14 protein-coding genes are annotated in these 17,543 nt (G+C 41.0%); 2 read left to right on the top strand and 12 right to left on the bottom strand.

The window, feature by feature from the left end; translation table 11 throughout:
• Positions 1–77: 77 nt before the first annotated feature.
• From IGI41_RS06990 to IGI41_RS06975, 4 genes are all read right to left on the bottom strand, one after another.
• The gene (locus IGI41_RS06990; RefSeq protein WP_430612576.1) at positions 78–3,818 is read right to left on the bottom strand and encodes a pectate lyase-like adhesive domain-containing protein; all 3,741 of its coding nucleotides are present in this window, start codon (positions 3,816–3,818) and stop codon (positions 78–80) included.
• 122 nt (positions 3,819–3,940) lie between these two features.
• On the bottom strand, positions 3,941–5,002 hold the full coding sequence (locus IGI41_RS06985) for a DUF916 and DUF3324 domain-containing protein (protein WP_430612574.1): 1,062 nt from the start codon (positions 5,000–5,002) through the stop codon (positions 3,941–3,943).
• Between the two features lie 44 nt (positions 5,003–5,046).
• On the bottom strand, positions 5,047–5,748 hold the full coding sequence (locus IGI41_RS06980; RefSeq protein ID WP_430612572.1) for a WxL domain-containing protein: 702 nt from the start codon (positions 5,746–5,748) through the stop codon (positions 5,047–5,049).
• A 265-nt stretch (positions 5,749–6,013) separates the two neighbouring features.
• A complete protein-coding gene (locus tag IGI41_RS06975; RefSeq protein ID WP_430612570.1) occupies positions 6,014–6,205 on the bottom strand; it encodes a hypothetical protein in 192 nt (63 codons plus the stop codon).
• Positions 6,206–6,402: 197 nt separating this feature from the next.
• Between IGI41_RS06975 and IGI41_RS06970 the strand changes: the two genes are divergently transcribed.
• Entirely contained in the window at positions 6,403–7,890 is a 1,488-nt protein-coding gene (locus tag IGI41_RS06970; protein WP_430612568.1) for a helix-turn-helix domain-containing protein, read from the top strand.
• Between the two features lie 194 nt (positions 7,891–8,084).
• On the top strand, positions 8,085–9,143 hold the full coding sequence (locus IGI41_RS06965; RefSeq protein ID WP_430612566.1) for a zinc-binding dehydrogenase: 1,059 nt from the start codon (positions 8,085–8,087) through the stop codon (positions 9,141–9,143).
• A 91-nt stretch (positions 9,144–9,234) separates the two neighbouring features.
• Here the strand turns inward: IGI41_RS06965 and IGI41_RS06960 are convergent, their stop codons facing one another.
• The 8 genes from IGI41_RS06960 to IGI41_RS06925 all read right to left on the bottom strand — a co-directional run bounded on the left by IGI41_RS06960 (position 9,235) and on the right by IGI41_RS06925 (position 17,528).
• Entirely contained in the window at positions 9,235–9,762 is a 528-nt protein-coding gene (locus IGI41_RS06960; protein WP_430612564.1) for a cyclophilin-like fold protein, read from the bottom strand.
• A 181-nt stretch (positions 9,763–9,943) separates the two neighbouring features.
• Positions 9,944–12,139 carry a WxL domain-containing protein gene (locus IGI41_RS06955; RefSeq protein WP_430612562.1) on the bottom strand — a complete coding sequence of 732 codons (2,196 nt, stop codon included), beginning with the start codon at positions 12,137–12,139 and terminating at the stop codon, positions 9,944–9,946.
• A gap of 136 nt (positions 12,140–12,275) precedes the next feature.
• Entirely contained in the window at positions 12,276–13,307 is a 1,032-nt protein-coding gene (locus tag IGI41_RS06950) for a DUF916 and DUF3324 domain-containing protein (RefSeq protein WP_430612560.1), read from the bottom strand.
• A 108-nt stretch (positions 13,308–13,415) separates the two neighbouring features.
• Positions 13,416–14,120 (bottom strand): WxL domain-containing protein, encoded by a 705-nt coding sequence (locus tag IGI41_RS06945; protein ID WP_430612558.1) that lies wholly within the window; start codon positions 14,118–14,120, stop codon positions 13,416–13,418.
• The gene (locus IGI41_RS06940; protein ID WP_430612556.1) at positions 14,065–14,379 is read right to left on the bottom strand and encodes a hypothetical protein; all 315 of its coding nucleotides are present in this window, start codon (positions 14,377–14,379) and stop codon (positions 14,065–14,067) included. The genes IGI41_RS06945 and IGI41_RS06940 overlap by 56 nt, the downstream gene beginning before the upstream one ends.
• 163 nt (positions 14,380–14,542) lie before the next feature.
• The gene (locus tag IGI41_RS06935; RefSeq protein ID WP_430612554.1) at positions 14,543–16,039 is read right to left on the bottom strand and encodes an HTH domain-containing protein; all 1,497 of its coding nucleotides are present in this window, start codon (positions 16,037–16,039) and stop codon (positions 14,543–14,545) included.
• A 250-nt stretch (positions 16,040–16,289) separates the two neighbouring features.
• Complete coding sequence (locus IGI41_RS06930; protein ID WP_430612552.1) at positions 16,290–17,147, bottom strand: aldo/keto reductase; 858 nt, start codon at positions 17,145–17,147, stop codon at positions 16,290–16,292.
• Between the two features lie 54 nt (positions 17,148–17,201).
• Entirely contained in the window at positions 17,202–17,528 is a 327-nt protein-coding gene (locus IGI41_RS06925) for a carboxymuconolactone decarboxylase family protein (protein ID WP_430612550.1), read from the bottom strand.
• Positions 17,529–17,543: the final 15 nt, after the last annotated feature.

The following is a 17,543-nucleotide window of genomic DNA, read 5'->3' as shown; positions in this document are numbered from 1 at the left end:
ATTTGTAGTAAAAACGACCCTCGAAGCATGTTCTAAAACAAACAGTTCATTTTTTGATGACATGTCATTATCGCTGATTATTCCGTTGCTTCGCTGACCAAACTCCATGTAATCGTTGATTGGTAGCTGACGGTATTGCTTGAGGAGACATCGATGTTATTGTCTTTCCCATTGATCTGCAATGCGACTTTGTCGCTTGCCCAATATTTTACTGAGGTGACAGTTCCCGTTGCACTATGTTCATCGATACTAAAAACCGCTGCCTCAGCATCAGTGATTTTTTGCCCGATCTTGGCACTCGATCCTGAACTATTTACCACCAATGAATTGACAAGATCAGTGCTTGTGCTATTTGCTGTACCAAACGGAATGTATAACATCGTACTATCATTCGCCAATGTCTCTGAGCCATTAGTAAATGAGGAGCGCCGTGCTTTGACGGTCCATCCATCCATATCACTTTCTGCTTCAGTTGGCGTGGTTTCCGTCACTTGGATCCATTGATTTCCATAGGTTTCACTCGCCTGTGCATAGTAAAGATTGATGCCATACTCGAATGGGACTGTGCCAAAGTCAAAGGTGCTTGGCACATAATCGAGGGTCAAGGCACCCATTTTTCCCGTCCCGCTATTCTCCGCTTCTGTGTCGGCAGTTTTAAGGGTCTCGGGATTGATAGGCGCAGTTGTGCTTGCAGTTGCCCCATCCGTACTAGTGATCGTAAGGGTTGCTTTTGTTTGAATTGCCTCAGAATATAATGTACTTGTATCTTCCGGCAGTGTATAAGTGATAGCAAATGTTTGCCCAAGATTGTCCGCTGTTAAACCAGATTGAAGCGCTGTGACTAAATTGGTATCTAAGTCAACGATCATCCCGTCATCCTTATCAAAAGTTTCCATCTTTCCATTAGAAATAATCGTGACTTTCGGCAAACCATAATTCAATAATAACGTATTAATATAAGCAGGTTCATCTTGGGTGCTCGTATAGGCTGCATTGAGTGTCTCTATCGATAAGCCAAAGTTTTGCGCTGTGATGATTGGTGTCGTTGAATAGACAGTTATTTTACTAGTAATAGTTGCGGTATTGCCTGCCTCATCAGTAATTAGGATTGGAAGTTCATAGGACCCTGTGTCCGTATATTGATGGTTTAAATCCGCTTCACAATCATAAGTAAAAGTTGTGTTGTTAGGATTAGAATCGTCTACGTTTGTTATTAAGGAAGTAATGTCAAAATTCTCTGGAAGGCTATTATCCTTGACCAAGTAATAGGGAACAATCTCAGCAGTTGGCGCTGTCTTATCTAATACAACTTGCCCGTCTTCTTCTAGCTGATCATAGGCATAGGCGGCTTTCCCTTCGTAATAGGCATAAATTCGAACGCGATTACCTGCTGTAAACCCATTCGATTCTTGACCGCTGATCGTTCGTAAATCAAATATAAATTCGCCATTTTGATCTGTCAGCACAGTAAAATTATTCGTCAAATCAGAACCATTATCAGTTGCTGTGACAGGACTTGCAATCCTACTGCTTTTCGTTTGATCAATCGCTATACTCGTTGCTTTGTTCTCCATCACTTCTGAAATCCGTACATAGGCATTTTCAACAGCTGTTGCTACGCCGTCCACATCAATAACAGCAACTTTTCCAGAAACAATGTGAGAGCCTTGATCACTGGGATTATCATTCGCTGTAGAAGCAAAGGTTACCTCGACTTCAGCAATATAGGTGAATTGCAGGCGCTGAAATCCATCCGTGCGCCACGTATCGTAGTGAGTAGTAAAATCATTAAATATGGTTTCAGTAGTCGCATTACCGGTAATTGAAGTATTTGTGCGCGTCAATCCTGCATATGGGATTTTCAGACGATACATAGGTGACCAGCTATTAGTAGGTAAAGCATCATCCAGATCAGCCCCCCTCGCCCAGGCATTTACTTTCTGATTGTCAGCATTGAGGTAACTTCCTGAAGGCATATAAATCAACATCGAATTGGTATGCGGTTCTTCGTTGAACTGAAGATTGACATTTTTTGCATCATTGATATTGATTGTTGAAATCCCAGCAAAATATAAAATATATTTTGCTGAAGTGCCATCCAATTGAACATCAAAGGTGGCTTTGCTGCCGACCGTGATCGAAGTAGTGTATGGCGCGTACATTGCAGCGCCTGCACCAGTAGTACCTAACGATGAAAGTAAGAATGTCCCACCATCCTCGACAATGATTTGAGCAGCAGATCCCAAAAAAACAGCATTTAAACCGTTGCCGTTTCCATGCGAATTCCCCTCACAGCGAATATCCAGCTTTGCACCTTGTGCTATAGTCAATATAGAATTTGCGCTAGCGAGTGAAAGCCCAGAAAAGTGCCGAGCAGCAGTTTGATCTATGATCACTGTGCTATTGGTTTGCAAATCAATACTTCCTCCGCCGATCAAGTGCAAAGCAGCGGGACATTCACCAGTTGTCGCTACCGGTGCAGTACTTATCTGAGGTACCCCACCATTATTAAGAGGATCTTCGTCCCATACTTCATCGCGCCAACTGCTCAGTAAAACAGTTGCACCTTCTCCGACTGTCAAGTTCCCACGCACTAATAAATTGCCCGTGACATATCCATACGCAACCACATAACTATTTGCCTCAATAGTTAAATCTTTAGCGTCAAAATTCTGTGCATTTGAGTTGTTATAAACAATATCAACTGTAGTACTCGGATCTAAAGGAGAAGTATACGTGCTCCCACCCAAAATGATTGATCGAATATTCCCTGTAAGCGTGACAGATGCATTGATTGCATGAAACATCTGTGTACCATAGGCTGTCACATTTCTAAAGGTCAAAGATGTGCCGGAGTAGTGATTTGATTCAGTTGTAAAGATCCCATAGTAATTGCCAGAATAGATGGTCAAATCATCTACAATGATTGTCCAAGCGCCATTATTGGGCAGCCAATGGCTCCCACATCTGAAATCAACCAAATGTCCATTTCCGCGAATCCACAGCGTCCTCGCATAGTCATTGATGCCAAATAAAGTACTTGAAGTATAAGTGGTATAAATCTTTTTTGAGAATGTAAAATTTTCCGTTATATCCATAATCTCTATAGCCGGGTTTGCCAAAGCTTCAAACCATGTTGATTCACTAGTGATTTCTGCATAATTATCCGTTGTTTCCGTCACATAGTCAGTACTTGTTGTTTCAGCAGTTGCCGCGATGCCTGTTCTAGTGCTGCTGGCAGATACTGTTGATTCTGTTGGATTTTCGGTGTTGCTGGTACTGGTCGCTGTTGAATGGTCCCCTGTAGTACTTTCTGTGTCGTCTGTCTGCGGGGACGACGTGTTTGTCGTGTGCTTCGTGATAGTAACCGTTGCAGATTGATAGCTTGTCTGATCGACTGTCCGCTGAACAAAGAGCGCTGTATTGTCTGCCAGTTCTTCAAAAGATACATCTAAGGCAAACTCAATTTCTTGATTGGCTTGAGATGTGGAAATGACTACTGTATCTTCCACTAAATAGATAATATCCGTCGCTTCAGCCGTATAATGCAGCCCCTTTGGCAAAGAAATCTGATAGATTCTTTCTTCAGGTGTTATTTCTTCATCGAGTAAAGATTCCTCTTCAATGACTGGAGTGGAATCGACGAATTGAAATGTCAAACGTGCGGTCTCTTGATCAATGACTATCTCCGTGTTCCCGTGACTACTTAAAACCATACTGTCACTGACAACTTGCTCGGTTGCAATAGCCACTATTGGCATCAATAAATAAGATGCGATCAGACTAATGACAATCAGTATATAATTGAGCTTTTTCATACGTTTCCACCTCCTGCCTTCGATAAATCAGCAATAATCCACCTATAAGAATCGTTTCAATGCGTAAGGCTACGCACAAATCCTTCTTTGACTAAGCATGATAAAAAGACGTTTCACATACCTCACCTCTTTATTTTCCCTCTTCTGCTCCGAAACAGCAGCAGGATCAAAAGGAAGATGATCAAGGTAAGAATACCGATCAACAGCCAAATCCATCCCTTTGATTCTGGTTCTGGATCATTGATTGCCGCATCATTCAATGCAGCGGCTTCTTGATTAGTGATCGTAAAATCTTTTTGCCATTCCCACGTCGTTTCCTCCCATTTGGCATCCTGCGTTGTGACGGTCAAGTAAAGAGTATAATCACCGCCGGTCATCTGATCTCCATCTAATAAGATGGGATAGGCATAATTTGAATTAGGTGCCATCATCAGACCTTCACTACTAGATTCATAAAGAACATCATAACTATTTTTTTTCATGATCTTTGCTTGATAAGACAACTTACCTACGATTGCCGGTTGATCATTTTGAATATTGGCAAAAATAGCTTTTTGGTAGTCCTTCAGTCCTGTAGTGACATTGACGAAATGAAGATTCGGTGCGTCTATTTCTTGATTGACCGTTAATTTGACAGCAACAGCATAAGAATACTTATTCTTGATGCTGATACCTTCTTGAGAGGAATCTTCTGTGACTTGAAGCTCTTTTTCAAAGTACCATGAGCCCAAATACACCCCATCTTCGATGTCGTCCGGTACGTGAATTTGAGCAGTCACCACACGGGTCTCTCCAGCCGGGATCTCAGCTTTGATGTCTGAGGCAACCACAGTCGCAAAATCACTTATTTTGAAAGCTAAACTTTTATCATAAGTTTTCGCTGCTGAGGTATAATTGATTTCTCCATTTGCATTGGTAAAGGTAGTAAAAATTTCGGAGTATACAGTGATCGTCTCTTCGCCAGAATTGGTGATTTTGGCTTGGATTTCTCTAAAATCACCAGGAGAGACGAGTAAGTCATAAAACGAACTGCCTTCCTTGATCGCTCCTTCAGGTTGGATTTTTTGGACACTATAGTTGATGTCTCCATTGGTTACGGCTTCCTCTGCTTGTACTGCAGGTGTTAGATAGTATAATCCGAAAGCAATCAGTAAGCATAGTCCAATATGATGTAGATAACGCATTGTCTCCCCTTCTCTCCTCTATGTTTAATCTATTCTCTTAATAATCAAGTAGTCGCTCCAGCTGTCAGTGTCCATGTGATGGTTGACGCATAGCTACCTTCTTGCGCTGTCAATTGAGGTACTGTCAACGTGACATTAGCAGCTGGCCAAGTCGATGTTGAAGTACCTTTACCAGTCATATCATCTGCTGTATCAGCGGTTTTAAAAATCGTTTGCGCTGTCCCTGTTCCAGTCAGTGCTACCTCATATGTCAAAAAATTAGTAGTATCAATGTCTGAAGATATCGTGTTTAAATTATTGCGTGCTTCACCCGCCGGAATTGTCAATGTTGCCCCAGTTAAGGTAGATGAATCTGAAGTAAATTGGGTATTTGATACTGTGATTGTCCACCCTTTCCCACTTGAGAGCGTTCTATTGTCAGTCACCTGAAGGTAATTACTTTCTAACTCTTCACTTGCTACAATTGCCTTGTAAGTATGCTCTGATGCAAAAATCTCTTGTGTTCCAAAATCAATGTTTGGAATAACATCTAGTGTGAGTGCCCCTTCGCTTCCTGTTGTCGTATTTGTAGTAAGGGTTCCACTAAAATCCTCAGCTGGATCTAGGGGATTTACAGGCGAAGTATTCGAATTGTTTTCAGTAAATGTGATCGTTCCTTCCGTCGTTGCATCTGCTGCATATACCATTGGAACCATAAACAATACTGCACCACATACCAATAGGCCCGATAAAATTGCTTTTTTCATCATTGTTTCCTCCTTGTCTTGTTGTGGTTCTTAGGCACTCGGTTCTGTGGCCAATGCCCATGTAAGCATGTTGCTGTAATTCCCAGCTTTGACTATCGCCAGCTGGAATCATCAACGTCACATCAGCCGTTTTCCGAGTGCTTGTTGCTGTTTCTTTACCAAGGTTTCCATCTGTGATCGTCGCAAAGAATCCGTTGCGGATTTTTTATTGACAACTAAACCTGTGTCAAGATCCGTATAACAGGTTTGGTCAATTCCCGTTGCATCAGACATTCAAGGTATTATGTGTTTCAGCTGGACTTAAGGAATTGACTGGCTTCGTTGGTTGATTATTGTCCACCAGTCCGATGCCACCGACGGTCGCCCCATTGCTTTTTGCATAAACAACGATCCCATGACTTGCTGCTACAGCCAAATCAATCATATCAAAACAAATCGCCATCAATAGCTTTCTCAATAGGATTCCCCTCCCTTCCTGTAACAAAAGCATTGACTATAAAGTAAATGTATCAAAATACTAAAATGCTAGTTCTCACAAAATGAGAATAAAACAATAAATGTTGATAAAAATAACAAATGTATTGTTATGTTTGCACACTTTCGTTTGATATACTGGATAAATAAGCCAGATTCTACAATCGAAAGGAAGATTACATGCTGCGTTCTGACTTTATTGAAAGTCCGAATAGTCAACTGAACGATTTATTGTTATCGTTATATCATGAGGGACCTGCATCCCCCCATGCCCTATCGGAAAAATTAAAAATAACAATGACTACAACAAATAAATACATAAAGAAATTGCAAAAACATTTGCAGGATTTTTTTGAGAAAGAAGATTGTGCCTTGACAATCACCCCTCAACTTGTCACCTTTCATTTAAGCCATCACATATCCATTGCTGAGGTTTTGAATACATTTTTGTTGTCCTCTGACAAGTATCAAATGATGCTGACACTATTTGAGAATGGTTCAATTTCTCCAAAATCTGAAATTGCGATCTCGTTAAGTCCAGCTACTTATTATCGACGAATCAGCGAATTGAATACGATTTTGGCAGAGTTCTCATTAGCTATTCATAAAGGACAGTTAGTCGGATGTGAAGCACAAATCGTTTTTTTCTACTTCTGTTTCTTATGGCTCTCCTATGAAGAAAAAATCTGTTTGACCAAGAAAAATGACCCTTTGACTCATGAACTATGTTCAATGCTTACCCATGCTTTTCAACTTGAAATGACTGTGTTGGATCGTGAGAAAGTAGCGATATTGGTTGATATCTTTCACCATCGGCTGTCCGTCAAGCAGGGGTACACCCAAGAATATCTGCAAAAAATAAGACCAACCTTTGCGTTACTGCGCAAGCAGGCTGATTATCAACTTGCATCTGATATAGCGAATGAGCAACTGATTATGGTATACGATATCTTCCATTCCTTTATTCTGCCGTACATTCAGACACCGTATCAACAAGTATGGTTAGACGCGAATCAAGATTCGACCCCTTTAGGACGTGGGTGCCTCCTTTTATCAAACAGTTTGTTCACTGCAACTGGCTATATCCCTACTGAGGCCACACGTGCAGTGATTGCACAGCATATGATTTGGTTTACGGCTAGCCAATACTATTTCCAAGGGACATTCTCCGAAGTTGATCGATGGGTCGCAAACAATTTCTTCTGTGAGCGAAAGTACTTTGATGCGCATGATTACCAAACTGTCCATCATTATCTAAAGAAACAAAAAATAAGACGCTATTTCTCTTATGATTGCCAACAAATATTTTGGATCGCGAATATTGCCTATTGCGCCTCATTGCTTGTCAAAAATGCCACAATACCACCAGTCAAAGTTGGGGTATTGGATCCATTGAATCCTTTGAATGGCCAAATCAATTGCCAACAATTGGCAACATTTGTTGATGTGGACTTTCCAATCAGAATTTTGCCTTATACAAATGAAACGACGTTTGATTGTCTGATCATTACTAGTCATTTTAGAAAGTTAGAAGCGACATTCCCCGCTCCAGATGATCTCCCGATTTTTCGTGCATCAGGTGTCTTGTCCAAAAATGAAATGCTTAGGATACAAGTATTCCTATGTGATAATTTTGGTCAGACTTCGCTGGTATCAAATGACCACTAGCATTTTTCTCATCTGGATTCTCCGCTCATCTACACAGTCAGATGAGCAGTTTGATTGGGTTGCTTTTATCCCTATACCGCTTTTCATATTAAATGCCCATAGTGATGTACACATTTTCATAAACTTTCTTCTTGACTTAAAGTCGACTTTAACAAGTAGACTTAAACTATCTTATATACGAAAGAAGGATGTTTATGCGATCTGCAATTTTTGAAAAAGCGGGATTAGTAACTGTTCAAGAAGTCGAAAAACCTCAGTTGCAAAAAGAGGATGATGTGATCATCAAAATTGTACGGACCTGTGTCTGTGGCTCAGATTTATGGTCTTATGCTCATGGAGACAATAAGGCCCCGCATTCTGTCAACGATGGCCATGAAGCGCTGGGAATTGTTGAAGAAATTGGTTCGGCCATTACAAGTGTCAAACCTGGTGATTTTGTGATTGTGCCCTTTACTCATGGTTGTGGTGAATGTGATGCGTGTCGCGCAGGCTTTGATGGTACTTGTGACCGTCATCAAGGATCAACCAATTGGTCAAATGGCTTTCAATCGGAATATGTGCGCTTCCATTTTGGCAATTGGGCATTAATCAAAATCCCTGGGCACCCCTCTGATTACACTGAAGGCATGATCAAATCGCTGTTGACCTTGGCTGATGTGATGCCGACAGGCTATCACGCAGCGCGTTGTGCCCATGTCGAAAAAGGAGATAAAGTGGTGGTTATCGGAGATGGCGCTGTGGGTCAATGTGCAGTGATTGCTGCTAAAATGCGTGGTGCCTCACAAATTGTTCTGATGAGCCGTCATAAAGACCGACAAGAAATGGCCCTTCAGTCGGGGGCTACTGCCATCGTAGCAGAACGTGGCGAAGAAGGCATTGCCAAAGTCCGGGAAATTCTTGGTGGTGGTGCGGATGCAGCGCTTGAATGCGTTGGAACTGAAGCTGCCTTTGATCAAGCCTTGGGCGTGCTGCATAATGGTGGCCGTATCGGGTATGTAGGTGTGCCTCATTATCAGAATCGGGCGATCGGATCGACATTTGCACAAAATATTTCGATTGCCGGCGGCTCGGCTTCAGTCACGACTTATGATAAACAATTCTTACTAAAAGCTGTACTAGATGCAGCAATCGATCCCGGACGTGTCTTTACACAAACCTATCCGTTTGATGATATCAATCAAGCCTATGCGGATATGCAAGAGCGAAAAACCATTAAATCAATGGTTGTCTTAAGTTCATCTGAAAACCAGTAGTTCTTTCAACACGTTGAATCAATAAAACCGCAATGCATCCAAGAAGCTGATGCACTGCGGTTTTATGCTGCTAGGTGAATGACTATACGATTTAGTCATCTAATAAGGAAAATCTGATCAGTACTTGTTCATGGCCCGCAATTTCTGCTAACCTTGATGGATCATCGATTGAACCTATCTTTGTGTAGTGATACCCTGTCTGAAAACTTTTATAAAACAGAACGAGCGTATTGTCTCCAAACAACATAATATCTCCGTTTTTGATTGAATCGACAGGTCTATGATCATTAGGAATCACATCAGTCAAAGTGCCATACTTTTCATTTCCATTTAGCTCAGTCATCAGCAATGATACAGGTAGTATTCGACGAAAAGCGTTTGCTGTGGGATTATCCACAAATGAAGCGTTAAAGATCGCACCATTTATTTCTACTTTAAACATCTCAGATGAATTGCTATTGATTGGTAGATCCGCGAGCGAAAAAGACGCATCACTTTGTGCTGTTACTGATGTTTCGGTAGTCCATAAATCCTCTCTACTCATTTGAACCTCTTTTTGGTTGCCAGCACAAGCGGACAAATAAATCAAACCACAAATCATCCATAACCCAATAGCCATCACAATCCCCTCCTATCTCAACAATACGTCTTCAAGGTAGGTTGAAGTCAACTATTTTAGCAAATAAATGATCTGCAAGATAAACTCATTTACATATGATGCTTTCCAGAAATGTCGGTTTCCAATAAATGGTGTCGAAACAATCGAATGATTAATTTGCTGGAACTGATTGTAACTGCCATTAAAATGTGGCTGTATAAACGCCTTCTCTAGGAATCTTTTGACCAAGATCCAGATGAACACTTTCAGCTCCTGTCGTGTTGTCACCAATACGATAAAGCCATGTTCCTTGTCCTTCACCAGCATCTGCCGTGATGAGAGTGGTTGCAGCCTGGTTTATATTTACTGTCGAACGAAACATTCCAGGAGGCGTCGCATTTCCCGGTGCAATGATAGTTCCGTTTTGCAAGCTCAATTGTGCTCCTGTCAGTTCGTGATCAACCGTGGTATGACGAAAATTGCTTGCTTGTCGAACAGTTAAACGCCATCCTCCTTGATCTTGAGGTAAACGACGATCGGAAATTTGAATATAGTTGGGGCGCTGAGCATCAGGTTGGCCCGCGGCATCTGTACCTCCTTGCAATTGAGCATAAAAAGTCGTATCAAACAAAGAGTAGGCTTGTTTTCCAAACGCAAATTGAGAGAGAAAATCAATCGTGACTAACTCGGTCTTCGCCATTTGTTGATGTCCATCAGGGAAAAACTCAACCTCAGGATCAAGGGGATCTAAAGGGACCACGTTGTCAGGAACATAGGTATAGATCACCTCATTTTCTACATCGAAAATACCATTTGCGTTATCCGGGATACCTAAAAGAACCCAGCCTTCTTTAGTTATTGGTTCTGTCGTGAATGGATCACCCACAAAACCAGTAATGGTGAGGGGCGTCTCAATATCCTCTCCAGCTTGGTTTCGGAAAAATACACGTAACAACGCATTTTGTCTATAATGGGCGGTGACCGTAGTATTGGTATTGCCCATTATCAAGTCCGTGGACAATTGGCTGGCATCTATAAACTCTCCGCCAGACCACCCAACAAAAGTATAGCCTTGGACCTCAGTAACGCTGAGACTGATTGGAACACCTTGAAAAGCACGCCCCGATTGTATATTTTGTCCTTGAATGGCAATATTTTCGAAATTTGGCGGATCAGTCATGACTGTTAATTGGCTGACGGGAGGCGTGGATGTGAGAAATCCAACATCAAAATTGTTTAGCGGGTGGCTGACTTCAGGGACTGAACTACTACGGCTTGCAAGATTTGGATAAGCTTGTTCAACATTTAGTGGTGGTGTCAAAAATCCAGCACCCGTTAAACGATTTCCGCTAAACACAACTGAATCTGTTAGGGCCATACTTGTTGGTCGAAAATTACGTACTCCGACCGCACCGCCATAAGTGCCGGCAGTATTATTCGTAAATATTGCACCCGAAATCTCAGTTCTCGACTCTGGCAACAAGGAAGCATATCCTACTGCACCGCCATAGACGTCAGCATGATTGCCTTGGAAAGTACCACCTTCCACATCAATCGTTGCACCGCCCAAACTAAATATCGCACCACCACTACCACCTGTTGTTCCAAGCGCACGATTATTAAAGAAAGAACCATTACGTATGCGGACATAGCCCGCGCCACTCGTATAGATCGCACCGCCACTTTGTATCCTTGATTCATTGTCTATTAAAGTGCCATTATTCATGAGAAAATATCCATCTCTGACATTGATTGCTCCAGTATCAGTTGAGCTTCGAGCAACAACATTTCTGATGGTTGCACCATTCATAATGAACGAGCTTCCTCTTGAGGGAGTATTGACACGTCCCAATTGTACGCCACCAATAACAGCACTAGATCGCCCTTCCCCTGTGATATCCCCAACCAGTACAATACCTTTATCCAGGGTCAATGAACTCTCTTCAAGTATAGTGAAGTGCCGTGCCAACAGTGAAGTCGATGTTTGTCCAAATTCGTATTCGCTATTCGGGTTGTCCGGTTGAATCGTAATCTCTTTCCCTCCATCAATAACAATCTCTTCCGTAAAATCAAAGCCTGCCGTCACTTGGATTGTCGTGGGTTCAATGGCATTGTCAATGATAGCCTTCAATTCAACAAAACTACCAGCACTGGTTTGCACACGTTCCATCCCACTATTTTGTGCAATCTCTTCTGGCGCTGCAAATGGAAGATCAAGTTCTGCTTCATCCGGCTGAAAATCAAGTTCAGGTTCTACAAAAGAAGCTGTATCTTGATTTTCACTTTGAGACAGATCCTCTGTTAAATATGCTGGCATCTCATCAAAACCATCTTCATCCCCTCTATTATCAAGTAATTCAGTAGGCATTTCTAATCCAATCGTTGATTCGTGTATCATAGGAGAAGGTATGTCTGCCTCTTGTAACAAATCGGAAGTAACTGGAATAGTTGATTCACTTATGATTTGCTGCGCTTGAACCAAAGTAAAGGGGGCTATCAACAAGAGGGTAAGACAGAGACTTACGATTCTGATCTTAATTTTTCTTTTCATCATCACGTTCCTTTCTCTTCCAAAGAATGCTAACCGTTAGAATAAGTGTGACAGCAAGTGAAGCAATTGCTAAGACTGCCCACCAATTTATCTGTTCATTGATGTTCACATCCGTCCGATTGAATTGACGCGCTTCATCTGTTTCAATAGTAAAAGATTTATCAAAAGACCACTCATACTCTTTTGATTGAGCATGTAGCGTCAAAACATAGTCTCCGCTGCGGAAGCGATCCCCTTCTAATGGAATCGGAAAATCAAAGTGAGAATTAGGTGCCATTTGCATCCCTTCCACGTGATTTTCGTATAAGACATCTGTTTGTCCTTCAGCGCGAATCTCAGCTGTAACTGCCAACTGATTGATATATACCGGCGTATAATTTTGCAATGTTGCACTAAACACATTGCGATAATTTAATTGATCTGCAAAAACTTTCAGAAGGTCCAGATCTGGTTCTATCATTGACTCTCGTTCATTGCTTAGAAGGATTCCCAGAACATAGGCAAATTCATTCCGAATCGTTAACGCATTGTCGTTGGTTGATTCGTCTTCCATGATTTCTTGGATCCGAATCCCTCCGGCTAAATAACCATCAAATGCTTCAGATGGCATAGTTAAAGGCAATACTACTGTCCGTTGTTCTCCGGCAGCTAGAGTGATTGCTTCAGGGGAACGTACCAAATCTTCCATGAAATAAGTGAGGGTCGGATCAGCGATTTCTGCATCCATAGCGTACTCTACCACACCATTGACATTGGTAAATGCAGTATGTACAGAGATGTCAATGATCACTGACGTATCGGAAGGATTTGTGATCACCAAAGCTAAATCTTCTTGCGTTTTAGGCGCCGCATTTATATCAAAAAAACTATCAGCACCTGCCACCTGACTATCGGAAAATTGAGGTGCTACTTGAAATCGTAATTCCGCACTATTGACAGACAATGGCAAATTGATCCACCAAAAAAAGCCCAAAAGCAGTACCAACCATTGTCTAGGATATTTAAGTCTTATCATTGCATCTACTCCTTAAAAAAAGGTGTTGGTTTTCACCAGCACCCTTTTTTCTTTATTGAATAAACAACGTATGTTATAGGCAAGTCACCCGCCCCATTCACAAACTGACTAAGGATTTGCCGGCGTTGCCGCTAATGTCCATGTAAGTGTTGCTGTATATTCAGTTTCCGCTTGAATGCCTGAATTCCCAGGAATTTCTAATAAAATACTTGGATTTTTCCCGTTTTCGAGTGCATCTGTTGTGCCCCACATCACAGTACTCAATCCTTCGCCTGTCCCAGGAAGGGCAGACATAGCAGATACTGATTCACCTGGATTTAAGGTTACTGCAGCAGCGTTAACATTACTGATAGGGGCATTCAATAAGAGTTTCGTGCCCAAAATTTTGTGGTCATTCGCATTTGTAAAGCCATCACTGGACATGGCCAATGATAACGTCCATCCACTGCCACTGCCTCTCAAATCACGCACTTGTGCATGGTGTGCTCGTTTGATGGTTTGGCCAGTTAAGACACCATCTTCTATTTCCGCAAATTCATCAGCATCGGCTGGATACTGTGTTGTGAGAGCGCTAATCTCATTTTCACCAAAATAAAAATTTGGTGCATAAGCAATAACAAATTCACCAGGTTTCGTTGGAATATCAATATTGTTCTCACCATCAGGATCCGTTACATCAGTATTATCCTCTGCTAGACCAAATTCAATCGTTCCTATATTACTTTCGATGTCGGCATAAGCAGGGACGCTAGTTAAATTACTGCCCAGTATGACTGCTGTAAGGAGTAGTACTGACAATTGTTTCTTCTTCATGTTGATTGTTTCCCCATTTCTTTGATAAAGTTTTTTTTATGTGTATGCATAAGACAACAATGATCAGCAGCCACCCTAGATAGGTCTTGGTGCTAGGCCGTTGTGTCAGTTTAGGCATACGTTGGTTTATTTGCGGCTTCTCTTGTTCCGGAACAACCGTTAATTCTGGTAAAACAGGTGAAGGAGCGCCAACTTTTTCACGGTCTTGTGTAAACAAGATACCGCTTTGGGTCTTTACAGAATCCGCCTGAACAGTCATACAAGACAGAAGCAGTCCGAAGAAGGATACGAGAAAAAAGTATTTGCATATTTTCTGCTTGATCCGTTTCCACCTACTTTCTAAGTCTTCATATATAGATCGTCTTCCCACACAGTATTTGGCAGATAACAGCCCATGTCTTTCACTGTACAGTGATGAGGGCTTATGCTGGTGTCAATGTTGAAGCAAGGCCCAATAAGTCGTCAGACACAAAGTCAGTTAAGAGTATTTTAGAAATAAAGACGACTACTTCGACTAAATCATTTTTTTCTGGTAAAAAAAACAAGCGTGTTGTTGGATTAAGATCATGTTCAAACGGGTAGACATTTGAAACCAAAATATCGGTATCAATCGGTTCGTTTAATCCTTCCAATTGATCTTGATACAAAATCAATACTCTTTCCCCAAGATGATCAGCAAAGACTTCCTTCATCACCACATCGATCATAGAATTTTTTTTGAGAACAATCACTAATTTTCTCAACACTTGGCATGCTTTATTGGTGAATAAGAAAAGCAATACATCCGACGCCAAAAGAGACGGACAGCGACTATGGAGGAAATATGTTTGGATTTGATGATTATTCCTAAATCTGCCTTCGAGTTGATCAAAAAGTTGTTTATTTAGTGCCTGAATGACTTCCAAAGATTCATAATCCTTCTTAGAATAAACATTGCCTAAGTCTATCTTTATTTTTTGTTGAAACAAAAACATATTGATTAGCTCACGCAATGAATCTTCTGAGACTAATATGTTCTGCTTCAAAACGTCTTTCACTTCAGTAAGGACCACCTCAACTACCAGAGAGGCATCTAAGTAGTCTATCAATTCTTTGCTTGAATCCATAAGCAGCGCTGTTTTTTCGTGCAGATAGATGATACTGGCAATAAAACAACATTCCTCAAAAATCTCTTGGTTAGAATATTTCGATATTTCCGGCAATTGTTTCAGTTCTTGATAAACATACATAGCAAGTTGATCAACAGCGAAGTAATTCTTTAGCGTTGATTCTCTAAAAAGCGGACCCTTTCCAAAGCGAATCACTGCTAAGGCAATAATTTGACGAATTGTTTTTTTGGAAATATTGCCGACCATTGAATCAATCTCTTCAGCCATACGTTCTATTTCAGCTTCATACGTGCTCAATTTTTCGATTATCAAATAATCAGATTGAACAAATAGATCATAAAAGAATTTACGAATATTCGATTCATCACCGACAAAATCAACTTTAAAACTCGTGACACTAAATCCATAATTAACAGTTACCTGACCCAATTGCTTGAGTTTTCTGGAAATTGTTTTTACGCAATAGTTTAATGCAGAACTCCACTCGACTATCGACTTACATTCTCCTAATAAGATCGCTGTAGAAATTTTGATTAAGTCTTCATTTTGAATCAGTTTCTTTTTCCTCTTAAAAAAACGATTGTAGTCAAATACATCCATTTCAACGCCCAGATGGGATGTGTTGATGTGAATACAGTCTGAAAACTCTTCTTTAAGATCTTTCACATCGTTCGAGATTGTTCTTCTCGTCACACCAAGACTTTTTGCAAGAAACTGCAAGGTTCTATTCGTTCTTTCCAAATACTCTAAGATAAGAAGACTTCGTTTTCTATGCTCACTTGTGAGCAGATTTTCAAGAATCTTCTCCAAAGACTTTCTCCTTTACTGTGTGTTACACTCACTATAATCAAAAATCGCCTATTAATCTAGCCACTATTTTTTCCTTACACAAGGAAAAAATTTTCGTTTTCATTCATATTGAATATATATTATGAGTAAAAAAGTCTGATTATAGATAAAATTACCTCTAGGTCCAAAGAAAAAAAAGACCAAGAATGTCTCTCATTCTTGGTCTTTTTATTAGAATAGTTAATTGATTCATTCTCTTCTCTGCAGGCCTCTATCTTTTTTGATAAACAGGAAATCCACTTGATTCCCCATAATTATCTATTACTTGAAAGGCCTTTAAATAGGCTATATCATCATCTGTCAACGTAAAATCAAGGGCAGCATTTGTTTTGATATGTTCTTTGTTCGCTGATTTTGGCAGCGGCAATAAGCCCAATGCCAAGCAATAACGGATGGCCAGTTGGGGAACTGACACTTGATAAGTCTGCGCCAAATGTTGTAACGCAGTGTTTTTCATTAATTCGCCATGGCCAACTGGCGAATACGCTTCAACTAAAATATCATTATGTTGACAAAAATCGATTAAGTCAAAAGGGGTATTGGCAACATGGGCCAAGATCTGGTTCACCGCCGGTTTGATCGTGGCATGTGTCAAAATATTTTCAACATCTTGTTGATTAAAGTTGGATAGCCCAATGGCACGGACTTTCCCATCTCGAACGGCATCTTCTAATGCACGCCACACTTCTCGATTTTCTAGATCATAATTGGCTTCTCTAAACTCATTCCATGGTTGAGGTGCATGAATGATCATTAAGTCAATTGTATCCAACCCGAGTGTTGATAAGGATGTATCAATGGATTGGGCAGCGGCTTCATATGATTTATGCTCTGCAGCAACTTTACTCGTCACAAAGATATCAGAACGATCAATACCCGAAGTTCGGATTGCTTCACCAACCCCGCGCTCGTTCCCATAAGCTTGTGCAGTATCAATATGACGATAACCGATTTCTAGGGCATCCTTCACTGCTTGGACCACAGCTATATCATCGATCATCCATGTGCCAAAACCAACTTTCGGTATCAGCAGTCCATTATTTAATCGATAGTTTTCTTGTAAAATCATTCATTTTCACTCCTTAGGGATTTCAGTCACTTGAGCATAACAGATCAGTGATGCTTATTTCTCTTCTTCACTGCCAAAAATGTCTTTTGCCATTGCAAAGGCGCTCCACGCTTTTGGCCAACCGGCATAAAAAGCCAAATGTGTGATCAATGCTGTGATTTCATCTTTTGTGACGCCATTGTTTTTTGCAATCGTTAAGTGGGCTTCTAGTTGTGGTGCCCCCATTGCCAATAATGCGGAACAAGTGATCATGCTGCGGTCATGGGCAGACAGTTCATTTTCTTTTGCCCAGACTTCTCCGAAAAGCACATCATCATTGAGGGCGGCGAATTGCGGCGCAAATTCTCCTAATTGTTCTCTACCTGCTGTTTGTTTTTTCATCACTAGACATCTCCT

It is taken from the genome of Enterococcus sp. DIV0876 (assembly GCF_050529585.1).
In the GTDB taxonomy this organism is placed as follows: domain Bacteria; phylum Bacillota; class Bacilli; order Lactobacillales; family Enterococcaceae; genus Enterococcus_D.
This window is presented reverse-complemented; position numbering and strand designations above follow the sequence as displayed.

Excerpts from the sequence above, each read along its gene's own strand:
- IGI41_RS06940 (WP_430612556.1), bottom strand. The coding sequence starts at position 14,379 with ATGACTGTTCAGGCGGATTCTGTAAAGACCCAAAGCGGTATCTTGTTT.
- IGI41_RS06980 (WP_430612572.1), bottom strand. The coding sequence starts at position 5,748 with ATGAAAAAAGCAATTTTATCGGGCCTATTGGTATGTGGTGCAGTATTG.
- IGI41_RS06990 (WP_430612576.1), bottom strand. The coding sequence starts at position 3,818 with ATGAAAAAGCTCAATTATATACTGATTGTCATTAGTCTGATCGCATCT.
- IGI41_RS06985 (WP_430612574.1), bottom strand. The coding sequence starts at position 5,002 with ATGCGTTATCTACATCATATTGGACTATGCTTACTGATTGCTTTCGGA.
- IGI41_RS06970 (WP_430612568.1), top strand. The coding sequence starts at position 6,403 with ATGCTGCGTTCTGACTTTATTGAAAGTCCGAATAGTCAACTGAACGAT.
- IGI41_RS06945 (WP_430612558.1), bottom strand. The coding sequence starts at position 14,120 with ATGAAGAAGAAACAATTGTCAGTACTACTCCTTACAGCAGTCATACTG.
- IGI41_RS06960 (WP_430612564.1), bottom strand. The coding sequence starts at position 9,762 with ATGGCTATTGGGTTATGGATGATTTGTGGTTTGATTTATTTGTCCGCT.
- IGI41_RS06955 (WP_430612562.1), bottom strand. The coding sequence starts at position 12,139 with ATGATACACGAATCAACGATTGGATTAGAAATGCCTACTGAATTACTT.
- IGI41_RS06925 (WP_430612550.1), bottom strand. The coding sequence starts at position 17,528 with ATGAAAAAACAAACAGCAGGTAGAGAACAATTAGGAGAATTTGCGCCG.
- IGI41_RS06930 (WP_430612552.1), bottom strand. The coding sequence starts at position 17,147 with ATGATTTTACAAGAAAACTATCGATTAAATAATGGACTGCTGATACCG.
- IGI41_RS06950 (WP_430612560.1), bottom strand. The coding sequence starts at position 13,307 with ATGATAAGACTTAAATATCCTAGACAATGGTTGGTACTGCTTTTGGGC.
- IGI41_RS06965 (WP_430612566.1), top strand. The coding sequence starts at position 8,085 with ATGCGATCTGCAATTTTTGAAAAAGCGGGATTAGTAACTGTTCAAGAA.